This window comes from Nocardioides pacificus (assembly GCF_054775955.1).
The window spans coordinates 699363-714743 of sequence record NZ_BAAHCI010000015.1; the positions used below are offsets into that span (position 1 = coordinate 699363).

Genomic DNA, 15381 nt, shown 5'->3' on the forward strand with positions numbered 1-15381 from the left:
GGCCGCTGCCAACCCGAAAGGAACCGGATGCCCTCCGCCATCGAAGTACGCAAGGTCCCGATCCACTCCGTCGCCGACGCCAGCGAGCTCGCGAAGCTCATCGACGACGGCATCATGGCCGCCGACCGGGTCATCGCGATCATCGGCAAGACCGAGGGCAACGGCGGCGTGAACGACTACACGCGCATCATCGCCGACCGTGCCTTCCGCGAGGTCCTCATCGAGAAGGGCGCCCCGGCCGACCAGGTCAAGCAGGTCCCGATCGTCTGGTCCGGCGGCACCGACGGCGTGATCAGCCCCCACGCCACGATCTTCGCCACCACCGACGCCGAGCCCTCCGACGAGGCCCGCCTGACCGTCGGCTTCGCGATGAGCGAGCAGCTGCTGCCCGAGGAGATCGGCCGCACGCCGATGATCACCAAGGTCGCAGACGCCGTGAAGGTCGCGATGGAGAAGGCCGGGATCACCGACCCCGCCGACGTGCACTACGTGCAGACCAAGACCCCGCTGCTCACGATCGACACGATCCGTGACGCCAAGAGCCGCGGCCAGCAGGTCTGGACCGAGCACACCCACGAGTCGATGGACCTCTCCAACGGCGTCACCGCGCTCGGCATCGCCGTCGCGCTCGGCGAGATCGAGATGCCCTCCGACGAGGACGTCATGCACAACCGTGAGCTCTACTCGGCCGTGGCGTCCTGCTCCTCGGGCGTCGAGCTGGACCGCGCGCAGGTCGTCGTGGTCGGCAACGCCAAGGGCGTCGGCGGCCGCTACCGCGTCGGCCACTCGGTGATGACGGACGCGCTCGACGCGGACGGCATCTGGTCGGCCATCAAGGACGCCGGCCTCGAGCTGCCCGACCGCCCGCACCACACCGACCTCGACGGCAAGCTCGTCAACGTCTTCCTCAAGTGCGAGGCGTCGCAGGACGGCAAGGTCCGCGGCCGTCGCAACGCGATGCTCGACGACTCCGACGTGCACTGGCACCGTCAGATCAAGTCCTGCGTCGGTGGCGTGACCGCCGCCGTCACCGGTGACCCGGCCGTCTTCGTGTCGGTCTCCGCGGCCCACCAGGGCCCCGAGGGTGGCGGCCCCGTCGCCGCCATCGTCGACCTGGGCTGAGCCACACGACGTACGACGAGGGCCCCGGCTCCACACCTGGTGTGGGGCCGGGGCCCTCGGCGTTCGGATGGCATCCTCGGGGTGTGGACTCCATGCGCTACACCCGCTACCGGCTCGATCCGCGCCTGGCCGCGATCCTCGGTCCCCTCGGCGACACACCGACCGGCCGGGACCTGCGCGAAAGGCTCACGCAGCTGGTCGAGGCCGCGCCGGCCTCGCCGGTCGACGACGAGCTCGAGGACGCGCTGCGTGCTCACCGCTGGGTGCTCGACCACGCTGCGGACGGCGGCCTGGCGCTGACCGCGGCCGGCTACCTCAAGCCGGTCGACGTCGTCGCGCTGTCCGAGGTCCTGCCCACGATGCAGGACTGGATCTTCTCGATCACCCGCGAGGTCGACGTCCACCCGCTGCACCGCTTCCGGGTCTCGATGCAGGGGCTCGGCCTGCTCCGCAAGTACAAGGGGGCGCTGGTGCTCACCAAGTCGGGGACCCGGCTCAGGGACGATCCGGTCGCCCTGTGGGAGCACCTGCGCGACCAGCTCGTCCCCGGCGATCCGCCGTTCGCCGAGACGGCCGGGATCGTGGTGCTGCTGCACGCGGCGACGAGTCCGGGGGGCAGGGCCGACGGCCACGCGATCGCCGACACGATGGGACTGCTCGGCTGGGTGTACCCGGGTGGCCGCCCGGTCATCGCCGACGACGTCTCGCCGGTCTGGAACGAGCTCTGGACGAAGGTCGGCAACGTGGGGTCGAGGCCGGCGGAGACGAGTGGTCCCCGGCTCGTCGACAGGACCCTGAGCGATGTGGCCCTGAGCCTGGTCCGCGATGCCTTGGTCACGCAGGTGCCCCTCTACGCGGAGGACGCCTGACGGGCAGCGACGTACGGCGCGGCAAGGGCCCCAGCCCCACAGCGGGGACCGGGGCCCTGGGAGTCACGTCTCTTTGCTGCTCGTCGGCCCCGGGGTCGGAGCCTCAGGCGTCGTCGGACTCCAGCCACGCTCGCACGGACTCGTTGTGCTGCCCCAGCGTTGGGGGCGCGACGTGGGTGGAGCGACCGCCCGAGAACGGGTTGTCGTCGAAGCGGATCGGCGAGCCCGGCAGCTCGAGGTGTCCCTGGGTCGCGTGCTCGACGTCGAGCACCAGGCCCTGCGAGCGGGTCTGCTCCCACTCGTAGACGTCGTCGAGAGAGCGGACCTTGCCCGACGGGATGCCGGCCTGCGCCAGCTTCTCCAGCCACTCCTCGGCCGGGGCGCCGGCGAACAGCTCCTCGATGAGCGCGGTGAGCGCATCGCGGTTCGCGACCCGGTCGGGGTTGGTGGCGAAGCGCGGGTCGTCGGCGTCGAGGCCGAACGCGTCGGCGAACGAGCGCCACAGGCCCTCGGAGCCGCAGGCGATCTGCACGGGCGCGGTGGCCGTCGCGAACATGCCGTACGGCGAGATCGACGGGTGGTGGCCGCCGGCCAGGCCGGGGACCTCCTTGGCGACCGTCCAGCGCGTGCCCTGGAAGGCGTGCACGCCGACCATGCCCGCGAGCAGCGACGTGCGTACGACGCGTCCGCGGCCGGTCGTGGCCCGCTCGTGCAGCGCGGCGAGCACGCCGAAGGCGCCGTTCATGCCGGCCAGCAGGTCGGCGATCGGGACGCCTACCTTGGTCGGCTGCTCGGTGCCGGTGAGCGACATCAGCCCGCCCTCGCCCTGCGCGATCTGGTCGTAGCCCGCGCGCTTGGCCTCCGGCCCGTCGTGGCCGAAGCCGGTGATGGAGAGGACCACGAGGCCCGGGTTGAGCTCGTGCAGGCGCTCCACGGAGAAGCCCAGCCGGTCGAGCACACCGGTGCGGAAGTTCTCCATCAGCACGTCGGCGCGGGCGACCAGGCGGGTGAGCACGTCCTTGTCGGCCTCGGCCTTGAGGTCGAGGGTGATCGACTCCTTGTTGCGGTTCGCCGAGAGGAAGTACGTCGACTCGCGCTCGCCCTCGTCGCCGATGAACGGCGGTCCCCACGACCGGGTGTCGTCGCCGGTGGGGGACTCGATCTTGATGACGCGGGCGCCCATGTCGCCGAGCATCATCGCGGCGTGCGGGCCGGCGAGGGCCCGGGTGAGGTCGAGCACGACCAGGTCGGACAGGGGGCCCTGGGGCGAGGCGTCAGTCATGCCTTGCACCGTAGAACGGCCCGGCGCCCCCGCCTATGGCAGTGATTGCCAACGAAGCGCCGCCGCGACGGCAACTGAGTTCCCCCACTGTCGGCGGCGGATGATGGACTGTCGTCATGAGCCCGAGCCAGCCCACCGCAGGACCCGTCGCGAGGTCGACCGCGTCGTACCATCTGGTCAGCGGCACGCAGGGCCCCGTGCGCCCCCCGACGCTCGACGAGCACCAGCAGCGGGTGGTCGACCACCCGGGCGGCCCCCTGCTGGTGCTGGCCGGTCCGGGCACCGGCAAGACCACGACGCTGGTGGAGGCGATCGTCGACCGCGTCGAGCAGCGCGGCGCCTCGCCGGACTCGGTGCTGGCACTGACCTTCTCGCGCAAGGCCGCCGAGCAGCTGCGCGACCGGGTGACCGCGCGCCTGGGCCGCACGACCGCGACGACGATGAGCTCGACGTTCCACTCCTTCGCCTACGGGCTGATCCGCGCCTACGCCCCCGCGGAGCTCTACGAGGCGCCGCTGCGGCTGCTGTCGGCCCCCGAGCAGGACGTCGTGCTGCAGAAGCTGCTCACCGACGCCCCCGACTCGGTGCGCTGGCCCGACTCGCTGCGTCGCGCCGTGGGCACCCGCGGCTTCGCCAAGGAGGTGCAGGGCGTCCTGGCCCGGGCCCGGGAGAAGGGGCTCGACGGCACCGCGCTGACCAAGCTCGGCCACGAGGCGGACCTGCCGGAGTACGTCGCGGCCGGGCTCTTCCTCGACCAGTACCTCGAGGTCCTCGACTGGCAGGGGGCCATCGACTACGCCGACCTGATCCGGCGCGCCGTCATCGAGGCCGAGGACCACCGCGACGAGCTGCGCGCCCGCTTCCGCCACGTCTTCGTGGACGAGTACCAGGACACCGACCCCGGTCAGGTCGCGCTGCTGCGGGCGCTGGCCGGAGACGGTGCCGACCTGACCGTGGTCGGCGACCCGCACCAGTCGATCTACGGGTTCCGCGGCGCCGAGGTGCGCGGGATCCTGGAGTTCCCGACCGCGTTCCCACGCCGCGACGGCTGGCCCGCCGACGTGGTGGCGCTGCGTACGACGCGTCGGTTCGGGCCGCGGCTGCTGCTCGCCTCGCAGCGGATCGCCCGCCGACTGAGTCTCAACGGCACCATCGACGAGGAGGCGCGGCGCGCGTTCCTCGAGCCGCACGCCGTCGCGGGCCCGCTGGGCGACGGCCGGGTCGAGGTGCTGACCTTCGACACCGAGCGGGCCGAGGCCGAGCACCTCGCCGACCTGCTGCGCCGCGCCCACCTCGAGGACGGCGTCGCGTGGTCCGACATGGCCGTGCTCGTCCGCTCCGGGCGCACCGGCATCCCCCCGTTGCGGCGCTCGCTGGTCGCCGCCGGGGTCCCGGTCGAGGTGGCCGCCGACGACACGCCGCTGGTGCGCGAGCCGGCCGTGCAGCCGCTGCTCGACGCGCTCAACGCCGTGGTCAACCTCGACAACGACGACGAGGAGCACCCCGGCTATGTCGACCCGGTGCGAGCCGAGTCCCTGTTGGTCTCGCCGATGGCAGGGCTCGACGCGACGGAGGTGCGCGCGCTGGCCCGTCTGCTGCGCGCGTCCGAGCGGGAGCGGGCCAAGGTCGAGGGGCGCTCGCCGCGTCCGTCGCCGGCCCTGATCCGCGAGGCGGTCCTGGACCCGGCGCCCCTCGAGGCCGCCGTGCGCGAGCAGCCCGAGGTCCACGGATCCGGCCGGCCCGGGCCCGCCCAGCGGGCCCTGGCCCTGACCCGGCTGCTCCACGACGCCCGCGCCTCGCTCGACGCCGGCTCCACGGCCGAGGAGGTGCTCTGGCAGCTGTGGGCCGGCACGTCGTGGCCCGCCCGTCTTCGCTCGTCGGTGGAGTCCGGGGGAGCAGGCGCCCGGATGGCCCACCGTGACCTCGACGCCGTCTGTGCGCTCTTCGAGACGGCCGCGCGCGCCGAGGAGCAGCGCGGCCACACCTCCGTGACCAACTTCCTCACCACGCTGGTCGCCCAGGAGATCCCGGCCGACACCCTCGCCGAGGAGGGCGTGCGCGGTGACGCGGTCCGGTTGCTGACCGCCCACCGCTCCAAGGGCCTGGAGTGGCGGCTCGTGGTGATCGCCCACGCGCAGGAGGAGGCCTGGCCCGACCTGCGTCGACGTGGGTCGCTGCTGCAGCCCGACCGCATCGGCGTGGACGGCATCGAGCCGCCGGTGTCGACGCGGGAGGTGCTGATGGAGGAGCGGCGGCTGTTCTACGTCGCCTGCACCCGCGCCCGCCAGCGTCTGGTGGTCACCGCCGTGGCCTCGAGCGACGACGAGGGGGAGCAGCCGTCCCGCTTCCTCGAGGAGCTCGGCCTGCACACCCGCCACGTGCAGGGACGCCCGGCCCGACCCCTCTCGCTCGCGGGGCTGGTGGCCGAGCTGCGCCGTACCGTCGCGGACCCCGAGGAGCCCGAGGCCCTGCGCGCCGCCGCGGCCCGCCGGCTGGCGCGGCTCGCCGCCGAGACCGTCACCGGCCGGCCGGGCGACCGGCCGCTCGTTCCGCAGGCCGACCCGGCGTCGTGGTGGGGCACGCGCGCCGCCACGCTCGCGGACACCCCGATCCGGCCCGAGGACAAGCCGGTCACGCTCTCGGCGAGCGCGCTCACCTCGCTGCTGACCTGCCCGGCCCGGTGGTTCCTCGAGCGCGAGGCCGGCGGCACGGTGGCCTCGACCGCCTCCCAGGGCTTCGGCCTGGTCGTGCACGCGCTCGCCGAGCGGATCGCGAAGGGCGAGCTCTCCGACGATCCCGGCGAGGTCGACGCGCTGATGGACCACGTGGACGCGGTCTGGGGTCGGATCACCTTCCGCACCCCCTGGTCGCGCAGCCGCGAGCGCGAGGAGATCCGCGCCGCGCTGGCCCGCTTCTGCGCCTGGCACGGCCGGGCCGGGGCGCGCACGCTGATCGGGACCGAGCAGAAGCTCCAGGTCGAGGTGACGCTGCCCGGCGGGCAGAAGGTGGGCCTCTACGGCTTCGCCGACCGGATCGAGATCGACGACGACGGGCGCGTGGTCGTGGTCGACCTCAAGACGGGCAAGTACCCACCCACCGGCGACGAGGTCAAGGAGCACCCGCAGCTCGGCCTCTACCAGTACGCCGTGGCCAACGGCGCCGTCGACGAGCTGGTGGGCCGTCCCGCCGAGCCCGGCGGCGCTGAGCTCGTGCACCTGCGCAAGGAGGCCCGGGGGAGCGTCAAGACCCAGAGTCAGCCGCCCCAGGAGCCCGGTGACGACGGGGCGCTGCCGATCGAGACGCAGCTGCTCACCGCGGTCGAGGCGATCCGCGCCGAGCGCTTCCCCGCCCAGGCCGGCAAGCACTGCGACACCTGCCACTTCACTGCGATCTGCCCGATCAAGGGCGCCGGGACGGTGCTGTCATGAGCCACCTCTTCGAGATGCCGGACGAGCGGGCGGCCGCTCCGGTGCCCGAGCCGATCACCATCGCGAGCCCTGCCGATCTCCAGCGCGTGATGAAGACCGACTTCCAGGTGAGCCCGCAGCAGTGGGAGGCGATCTCCGCACCGCTGCAGCCCGCCGTCGTCATCGCCGGCGCTGGCTCGGGCAAGACCGCCCTGATGGCGGCCCGGGTCGTCTACCTCGTGGCGACCGGGCGGGTCGCAGCCGACCAGGTCCTGGGGCTGACCTTCACCACCAAGGCCGCCTCCGAGCTGGGCAGCCGGGTCCGTGCGGCGCTGACGGCTGCCGGACACGGACGCGGCAGCGGCGGCGGAGAGGGCGACGAGGAGCTGCTCGAGCCCACCGTCGCCACCTACAACGCCTACGCCTCCGCGCTGCTCACCGAGCACGGCCTGCGGATCGGCCACGAGCCGGACACCCGGGTGATGGCCGACGCCTCGCGCTACCAGCTCGCCGCCCGCGCGATCGCCCGGCACACCGGTCGCATCGAGCTGCTCAGCGACCACCCGCAGACGGTCGTCAACTACCTGCTCGCACTCGAGGGGGCGATGAGCGAGCACCTCGTCGACGAGGCCGTCGTGCGCGACTTCGACCGGGTCCAGCAGGCAGCATTCGGCGCGGCGCTGGAGGGGGCGCGCGCCAAGGCCGACATCCACAAGGCGCTCCACGCCCTGGGCCGGCGCGAGGAGATCCTCGACCTGGTCCGCACCTACCGACGCCTCAAGGGCCAGCTCGGGCTGATGGACTTCTCCGACCAGATCGCGCTCGCCGCCCGCCTGGCCGACGAGCACCCGGACGTGGGGCGCAGCGAGCGGACGAAGTACCGCGTCGTGCTGCTCGACGAATACCAGGACACCTCCGTCGCACAGGCGCTGATGCTGAGCCGGCTCTTCTCCGGTCCGGTCGCCGCCGAGGGCCGGGGCCACGCGGTCACCGCCGTCGGCGACCCCAACCAGGCGATCTACGGCTGGCGGGGCGCCTCGGTCTCCAACATCCTGGGCTTCGGCGCGGACTTCCCCTCGGCCGACGGCTCGCCCGACGTCCCGACGTACCCCCTGACCGTCAACCGCCGCTCGGACCGCCGGATCCTCGAGGTCGCCAACCGGTTGGCCGGCCCGCTCTACGCGCAGTTCCCGCAGGTGCGCCCCCTCGAGCCGGCCGAGACCGCCGCCGAGGGATCGGTGCGCGCGGTCGTGCACGAGACATACGCCGAGGAGCTGGCGTGGCTGGGCCAGGAGGTGCTCGCCGCGCACTCGGCGATGGCCGAGCCGTCGTGGCGCGAGATCGGCGTGCTGACCCGCGACAACGCCCACGCCGCCGACGTCTTCGACGCGCTCACCGCACGGGAGATTCCCGTCGAGATCGTCGGTCTGCAGGGACTGCTGCGGCTGCCGGAGGTGGCCGAGATCGTCGCGGTGCTCACGCTGCTGCAGGACCTCACCGCCAACGCCGAGCTGCTCACGCTGCTGACCGGCCCGCGCTGGGCGATCGGTCCCCGCGACCTGGCCCTCCTCGGCACCCGGGCCCGTCAGCTGGTGGTGGCCGCGGACTCGCCGGACCGGCAGGCACTCGCCGAGGAGCTCGCGGCCGCCGTCGAGGGCGCGGACCCGACCGAGGTCAGCTCGCTGTGCGACGCGCTCGACGACCCCGGCGACCTGCCCTACTCGGCGTCCGCCCGCGAGCGGTTCGCGCTGCTCTCCGCGGAGCTGCGCCAGCTGCGCTCCCACGCCGGTGAGCCGCTGCTCGACCTGGTCCGTCGGATCGTCGACACGACCGGCATCGACATCGAGCTGGCCTCGTCGGTGAGTCCCGCGGCGCGGGCCCGTCGCGACAACCTCGACCTCTTCGTGAAGGCGGTGGCCGACTTCCAGGGCGTCGACGGCGATGTCAGCCTCGCGGCGCTGCTGGCCTACCTGACGGCCGAGGACGAGATGGGCACCGGGCTCGACATCGCCACCCCGACCGAGGCCGACTCGGTCAAGCTGCTCACCGTGCACCGCGCCAAGGGACTGGAGTGGGACGCAGTGTTCTGCGTCGGCGTGTGCGAGGAGAAGTTCCCCAGCGAGCGGGCCCGCACCCAGTGGCCGATGGGCCCCTCGGTGCTCCCCTCGCCGCTGCGCGGCGACGCGCGCGACCTGCCGCAACTGCGGGGTCATGAGAAGTCCGACCTCGACCAGCTCAAGGCCGAGGCGCGCGCCCACGAGGCGCAGGAGGAGCTGCGTCTGGGCTACGTCGCGTTCACCCGCGCCCGGCACCAGCTCGTCGTCTCGTCCTACCTGTGGAACGAGTCGCGCAAGACGCCGCTCGGTCCCTCGGCCTACCAGCGGGTGGTCGCGGAGGCGCTCCCGGCGTGGGGGCTCGAGGCCGAGAGGTGGAGCGACAAGCCGGAGAAGGGGACCCCCAACCCGCTGCAGTCCGGTGTGGTGAGCGCGCCGTGGCCCGTCACCGAGCAGACGGCCGAGGCGCTGCGCCGCATCGACGCGGCGGAGGTCGTGCGGGCCGCGATGGGGGAGCTGGGCGCGTCGAAGCAGGACGGGGCGGAGCTCCCGGAGGATCCCGACCTCGACATGGTCGAGCAGGCCCGGGTGGGCGACTGGGACGCCGAGCTCGAGCGCCTGGTGGCCGAGGCGCGGCGTGACCGGTCACTGGCCGTCGAGGTCCCGCTGCCGTCGAGCCTCTCGGCGACCGCGCTGAGCAGACTGCGCGAGGACCCGGAGTCGTTCGCTCGCGATCTCGCGCGCCCGATGCCGCGCCAGCCGTCGCCGGCGGCCCGCTTCGGCACCCGCTTCCACGCCTGGGTCGAGGCCCGCTTCGGCCAGCAGGACCTCTTCGACCCCGAGGAGCTGCCGGGACAGGGCGACAAGGGCATCGACAGTGAGAGCGACCTGGCCGAGCTGATCGCGACGTTCGAGGCCGGGCCCTTCGCCGAGCGACGACCCGTCGCCGTCGAGGCGCCGTTCGCGCTGGTGCTCGCCGGCCAGGTGGTGCGCGGGCGCATCGACGCGGTCTATGCCGAGCCGGCCGACGGGGACGGCGGCCAGGACGGCTTCCTCGTCGTCGACTGGAAGACCAACCACACCGCCTCGGCCGACCCGCTCCAGCTGGCGATCTACCGCCAGGCCTGGGCCGAGCTGCAGGGGGTGCCGGTCGAGCGGGTGCGCGCCGCGTTCTACTACGTGCGCACCGGGGAGCTGGTGGTGCCCCAGGCCGACGACCTGCCGGACCGGGCGGCGTTGGAGGAGCTGGTCAGCCCGGACGCCGAGGCGTAAGCCTGAGCAACCCCTACTGCTCGGCGAACGCCGCGCTCAACGCGATCTCCACCATCGCGCCGAAGGTCTGCTCGCGCTCCTGCGACGTCGTCTCCTCGCCGGTGACGATGTGGTCGGAGACCGTGCAGATCGCCAGCGCCCGCCGACCGAACTTGGCGGCCAGCGTGTAGAGCGCGCTCGCCTCCATCTCGACGGCGAGCACGCCGTAGTCGGCCATCCGCGCGGTCAGCTCGGGGCGGGCGCTGTAGAAGGTGTCGCTGGAGAAGATCAGCCCGACGTGCACCCCGGCGTCCCCTGCCGGCCCGGACGACGCGTCGTACGCCGCGCGGGTGAGGCCGAAGTCGGCGATCGGCGCGTAGTCCAGACCCTCGAAGCGCACCCGGTTCATCGACGAGTCGGTGCACGCGCCTGAGGCGATCACGAGGTCGCGCACCTTGACGTCCTCGGAGAGCGCGCCGCACGAGCCGACGCGGATCACGGTCTGCACGCCGTACTCGGCGAACAGCTCGTGGACATAGATGGACATCGACGGCTGGCCCATGCCGGAGCCCTGCACGGAGACGCGGTGCCCCTGCCAGGTGCCGGTGTAGCCGTACATCCCCCGCACCTCGTTGTAGAGCGTGGCGTCCTCCAGGAACGTCTCGGCGATCCACTTCGCCCGCAGCGGGTCGCCGGGCATCAGGACGGTTGTTGCGATCGCGTCGGCGGCGGCGCCGATGTGGGTGCTCATGGGGATCAGCCTAGGACCGCGCCCGTGATCGGCTGTGGCGGCTAGCCTCGCTGGTGTGACTCCTCCCAGCACGCCGGCGGATCAGCCGGCAGCAGACCGCGAGCTGCCCCACGTCGCACTCTCGCAGCACGCCCACGACCGGCAGGGCATCCTGCGCACCGACGACGCGTGGCTCGAGCGGGCCTGGCAGGCCGAGGACACCCTGGTCCTGGTCCTCTCCGGAGCTCGGCTGCGCCCGGTCGGGGGCCGGATCGACTGGCAGCCCCCCGCCGACGTGCCGGACGGCGTGCGCCTGCTGCTGGGGGAGCGCGACGGGTCCGCACGGTTCGCCGTGATGGTGGACGCCGACGACGCGCCGGGCGACGCGACGCAGTGGCTGCCGCTGCGGCTGGTGCTCCAGGCGCTGGCCGACGACGGCGGCACGGAGGCTCCGCTGGTCTTCCACGCGATCGGCCTGGCCGAGTGGCATCTCGCCACCAGGCACTGCCCGCGCTGCGGGGGCGCGCTCGCGTCCCAGCAGGCCGGGCACGTGCTGGCCTGCGCGGCGTGCGGGCGTCAGCAGTTCCCGCGCACCGACCCGGCGGTGATCATGCTGGTGCGCGAGGGGGAGCCCGGGAGCGCGGAGGAGCGCTGTCTGCTCGGACGCGGTGCGGGCTGGCCCGAGGGGCGGTTCTCGACGCTGGCCGGCTTCGTGGAGCCGGGAGAGACGCTCGAGGACGCCGTACGGCGCGAGGTAGCCGAGGAGACGGGGGTCCGGATCGGCGAGGTGACTTACTTCGGCAGCCAGCCCTGGCCGCTGCCCGCGAGCCTGATGCTCGGCTTCGTCGCCGAGGCCACCAGCACCCAGGTCGACGTGGACGGCTCGGAGGTGCTCGACGCCCGCTGGTTCACCCGCGAGCAGATGCGCGCCGAGACCGAGGCGGGCACGCTGGTGCTGCCGGGCGGGGTCTCGATCTCGCGCTCGCTGATCGAGGACTGGTACGGCGGGCGGCTCCCGGGCCACTGGTGACCCGGGAGCGAACTCCGCGGTGACCGGGGAGGCTCAGACCAGCGAGGCCAGCTTCTCCTTGACCTGGATCAGCGAGGGGTTGGTGTGCGCGGTGCCGTCGGAGTAGACCAGCGTGGGGACGGTCTGGTTGCCGTTGTTGACGCGCTCCACGATCTCCGCGGCCTCGGGCTGCTGCTCGATGTCCACCATCTCGAAGGGGATGCCCTCGCGGTCGAGCTGGCTCTTGAGGCGGTGGCAGTAGCCACACCACGGGGTGCTGTACATCGTGAACATCAGGGGTGTCCCCTCCGGCGTCTAGGGTTGCTGGCACCCCCTCAACACCGACGTTTCAGGAGATGTTCCCCCATGCCGAGCCCCGACGAGCTGCTCGCGGCGCTCGACCCCGAGCAGCGTCGTGTCGCCGAGGCGCTGCGCGGACCGGTCCGGGTGCTCGCCGGCGCCGGGACCGGCAAGACCCGGGCGATCACCCACCGCATCGCCTACGGCGTCGCGAGCGGCGTCTACGTCCCGACCGAGGTCCTGGCGGTGACGTTCACGACCCGCGCCGCCGGCGAGATGCGCGGCCGGCTGCGGGCGCTCGGCGCGGGTGGTGTCCAGGCCCGGACCTTCCACTCGGCCGCGCTGCGCCAGCTGCGCTACTTCTGGCCGCGCGCCTACGGCTCGGAGCTGCCCTCGCTGATCGAGTCCAAGCTGCCGCTGATGGCCAACGCCGTACGCCGGCTGCGGCTGCCGGGCGACCAGGCGGCCCTGCGCGACCTCGCCTCCGAGATCGAGTGGGCCAAGGTCAGCAACGTGCGCCCCGAGGACTACCCGCGCATCGCCGCCGCCCGCGGCCGCTCGGTCTCCGGGCACGACCACGAGACCGTCTCCCGCGTCTTCTCCGGCTACGAGGACGTCAAGCGCGGCCAGGGGCGGATGGACATGGAGGACGTGCTGCTGCTCACCGCGGCGATGCTCGCCGAGGACGAGCGGGTCGCGGCCCAGGTGCGCCGGCAGTACAAGTGGTTCGTCGTCGACGAGTTCCAGGACGTCTCCCCGATCCAGTCCGCCCTGCTGGAGCTGTGGCTCGGCGGGCGCGACGAGCTCTGCGTGGTGGGCGACCCCGCCCAGACGATCTACTCGTTCGCCGGCGCCAACGCCGACTACCTGCGCGAGTTCCCCGCCAAGCACCCGGGGACGACCTCGATCGAGCTGGTCCGCAACTACCGCTCGACCCCCGAAGTGGTGATCGCCGCCAACGCCCTGCTCGCCGGCACGTCCAGCAAGGGCGTGGACCTGCTGGCCCAGCGTCCCTCGGGGACGCCCGTCACCTACACCGGCTACAGCGACGAGGTGGCCGAGGCCGAGGCCACCGCGGCGCAGATCCTGACCCTGCGCCAGCGGGGTACGCCGCTGAGCGAGGTCGCGATCCTGTTCCGCATCAACGCGCAGTCCGAGTCGTTCGAGGAGGCGCTGGCCGCGCGCGGCATCCCCTACGTCGTCCGTGGCGCCGCACGCTTCTTCGACCGTCCCGAGGTGCGCCAGGGGATCACCCTGCTGCGCGGGACGGCGCGCTCCGACCAGGCCGCGGACGACATCGTGGAGACGGTGCGCGACACGTTCGCCGGCATGGGCTGGACCGCCGAGGCGCCGACGGCCCGGGGGCAGACCCGCGACCGCTGGGAGTCCCTGCAGGCGCTGGTCGACCAGGCGGCGGCCTTCGTCCGGGCCAACGCCGAGTCCGGGTCGGTCGGCACGCTCGGCGACTTCGTCGACGAGCTCGACCGGCGGGCCTCCGAGCAGCACGCCCCGGTCGCCGAGGGGGTCACCCTCGCCACGCTGCACGCGGCCAAGGGGCTCGAGTGGGACGTGGTCTTCCTGTGCGGGATGCAGGAGGGCACGCTGCCCATCACCTATGCCGAGACGCCCGCGGCCGTCGAGGAGGAGCGTCGGCTGCTCTACGTCGGCGTGACGCGGGCCCGCGTGAACCTCTCGGTCTCGTGGGCGATGGCGCGCAACCCCGGCGGCAGGGGGAGCCGCAAGCCCTCGCGCTTCCTCGACCGCCTGCTCCCCGCCGGCGCGTCGGAGGCGGCCGACCGTCCAGGCCGCACCAGCCGGCCCCGACGCGCGCCGCACTGTCGCGAGTGCAACCGTCCGCTCGACACCCCCGCGGAGAAGAAGACCGGACGGTGCCTCGACTGCCCGGCCTCCTACGACGAGGCGCTCTTCGAGCGGCTGCGGACCTGGCGGGCCGATCGGGCGGCCGAGGAGAAGGTCCCGGCCTACGTCGTCTTCACCGACGCGACGCTCCAGCTGATCGCCGAGCACCGGCCCACCGACGTACGCCAGCTGCTGTCGATCAACGGCATCGGCAGGGCCAAGCTCGACAAGTACGCCGACGAGGTTCTCGAGGTGGTCCAGACCAGTTGAAGGCTGGATCGCCGAGCGCGCTGAGCGTGAAACGGGCGTGGCGACGCGCTGATCCCGACCAGATTCGCAGTTCGGCACACTTTCTCGACGAAATACCCATTAAATCGATTGCCCATTACCAGCCTGGCCAGATAGTTTCTTCGACGCACGCACTGTTGCGCCCCGGCGGCCAAGCCGCGGCCGGCGCCCGATCACCTGAAGGAGGTGGCCCACGATGAGCAGCTACGCACGCACCACGACGGTTCTGATTCCGAACACGTTCGGCATGCCCGCATCCGGCCGCGCCCTTCACGGTGCCGGCGCCTGTGCTCCCGCCCTGCGCGGAGCCGATGAGGCTGCTGCCCACGTGTCGGGTGCCTGGGTGGGCATCGACGCTGCGACCACGGTGATCCGTGAGCGTCAGCTCGATGCTTCCGCCAAGGCGACCGCCAACGGCCACTTCCCGGGGACACCTGCCTGGAGACCACCGAGCTGCTGACACAGCTCGACGCCTCCAGGCCGCGGATCCCGACACGGGATCCGCGGCTTTTTTGATTCCCGCACACCAGCGACCAGGTCAGAAGAAGGAGGTGACACATGACCATCAGCGTTCTCAACCGCCCCCCGGCCACGACGGGGGTCGGTCTCGGGCAGCTTCACGAGGTGGCCGAGCAGATCGACGACGCAGGGCTTCCGTGCCGGACCAACGACTCGGAGCTCTGGTTCGCCGAGACACCCACGGACGTCGAGAGCGCCAAGGCCCTGTGCCGGGACTGTCCCGTCCGGACGCTCTGCCTCGACGGAGCCCTCGAGCGGCGCGAGCCCTGGGGCGTCTGGGGCGGCGAGCTCTTCCTCCAGGGCGTCGTCATCCCGCGCAAGCGGCCCCGCGGCCGACCGCGCAAGGACGAGGCGGCCGCCTAGTCGCAACTGGGATCCGCAGCAGCCTGAGCAGCACCGCACGAGACCACCCGCCCACCTCGACGAAGGACCGGAGCATCACCACCATGGACACCACACTGAACCGGAGCACTGACATGAACCATGTACTTCACGAAGAACTCGCACGACGGCAATGGTCCGAGCGCCTGGGAGAGGCGCACCACGGAAGGCGCGGCCGGCAGCTCGCCCGGGCGCAGCGCCTGACCCGCAAGGCGGAGAAGGCCGCGCTGCAGGCGCGTCTCGCTCTCGCCCGCACGCTCTGACCTGACCGAGACCCCGGAGCCGGGCACGACCCACGTCGTGCCCGGC

12 protein-coding genes are annotated in these 15381 nt (G+C 72.8%); 9 read left to right on the top strand and 3 right to left on the bottom strand.

What is annotated here, in order from left to right; genetic code table 11:
• The first annotated feature begins 27 nt into the window (after nt 1–27).
• Together bar and ACYU7L_RS21815 are read left to right on the top strand one after the other, a co-directional pair.
• Nucleotides 28–1122: a barbiturase gene (gene bar, locus ACYU7L_RS21810; protein ID WP_460800999.1), complete on the top strand. Its 1095-nt coding sequence runs from the start codon at nt 28–30 to the stop codon at nt 1120–1122.
• 83 nt (nt 1123–1205) lie between these two features.
• Nucleotides 1206–1991 carry a hypothetical protein gene (locus ACYU7L_RS21815; protein ID WP_460801001.1) on the top strand — a complete coding sequence of 262 codons (786 nt, stop codon included), beginning with the start codon at nt 1206–1208 and terminating at the stop codon, nt 1989–1991.
• A gap of 103 nt (nt 1992–2094) precedes the next feature.
• On the opposite strand, the gene ACYU7L_RS21820 is transcribed toward ACYU7L_RS21815, so the two are convergent.
• Entirely contained in the window at nt 2095–3273 is a 1179-nt protein-coding gene (locus ACYU7L_RS21820; protein WP_460801004.1) for a CaiB/BaiF CoA transferase family protein, read from the bottom strand.
• A gap of 116 nt (nt 3274–3389) precedes the next feature.
• Here ACYU7L_RS21820 and ACYU7L_RS21825 point away from each other — a divergent pair, with 116 nt between their 5' ends.
• Nucleotides 3390–6701 (top strand): ATP-dependent helicase, encoded by a 3312-nt coding sequence (locus ACYU7L_RS21825; RefSeq protein ID WP_460801007.1) that lies wholly within the window; start codon nt 3390–3392, stop codon nt 6699–6701.
• The gene (locus ACYU7L_RS21830; RefSeq protein ID WP_460801009.1) at nt 6698–10006 is read left to right on the top strand and encodes a UvrD-helicase domain-containing protein; all 3309 of its coding nucleotides are present in this window, start codon (nt 6698–6700) and stop codon (nt 10004–10006) included. Before ACYU7L_RS21825 ends, ACYU7L_RS21830 begins: the two co-directional genes overlap by 4 nt.
• Nucleotides 10007–10019: 13 nt before the next feature.
• Here the strand turns inward: ACYU7L_RS21830 and deoD are convergent, their stop codons facing one another.
• Nucleotides 10020–10736, bottom strand: a complete 717-nt coding sequence (gene deoD, locus ACYU7L_RS21835; RefSeq protein ID WP_460801011.1) for a purine-nucleoside phosphorylase — start codon at nt 10734–10736, stop codon at nt 10020–10022.
• A 55-nt stretch (nt 10737–10791) separates the two neighbouring features.
• On the opposite strand from deoD, the gene nudC reads away from it, so the two are divergent.
• Entirely contained in the window at nt 10792–11745 is a 954-nt protein-coding gene (gene nudC, locus ACYU7L_RS21840) for an NAD(+) diphosphatase (RefSeq protein WP_460801013.1), read from the top strand.
• A 33-nt stretch (nt 11746–11778) separates the two neighbouring features.
• Here the strand turns inward: nudC and ACYU7L_RS21845 are convergent, their stop codons facing one another.
• Nucleotides 11779–12018: a mycoredoxin gene (locus ACYU7L_RS21845; protein WP_460801015.1), complete on the bottom strand. Its 240-nt coding sequence runs from the start codon at nt 12016–12018 to the stop codon at nt 11779–11781.
• A 72-nt stretch (nt 12019–12090) separates the two neighbouring features.
• Here ACYU7L_RS21845 and ACYU7L_RS21850 point away from each other — a divergent pair, with 72 nt between their 5' ends.
• The 4 genes from ACYU7L_RS21850 (at nt 12091) to ACYU7L_RS21865 (ending at nt 15335) form a co-directional block, all read left to right on the top strand.
• Nucleotides 12091–14154 (top strand): UvrD-helicase domain-containing protein, encoded by a 2064-nt coding sequence (locus tag ACYU7L_RS21850; protein ID WP_460801017.1) that lies wholly within the window; start codon nt 12091–12093, stop codon nt 14152–14154.
• A 214-nt stretch (nt 14155–14368) separates the two neighbouring features.
• Nucleotides 14369–14632, top strand: coding sequence for a hypothetical protein (locus ACYU7L_RS21855; RefSeq protein WP_460801019.1), 264 nt, complete (start codon nt 14369–14371; stop codon nt 14630–14632).
• Nucleotides 14633–14730: 98 nt separating this feature from the next.
• Nucleotides 14731–15054: a WhiB family transcriptional regulator gene (locus ACYU7L_RS21860; RefSeq protein WP_460801021.1), complete on the top strand. Its 324-nt coding sequence runs from the start codon at nt 14731–14733 to the stop codon at nt 15052–15054.
• 83 nt (nt 15055–15137) lie between these two features.
• Nucleotides 15138–15335, top strand: coding sequence for a hypothetical protein (locus tag ACYU7L_RS21865; protein WP_460801023.1), 198 nt, complete (start codon nt 15138–15140; stop codon nt 15333–15335).
• Nucleotides 15336–15381 lie beyond the last annotated feature (46 nt).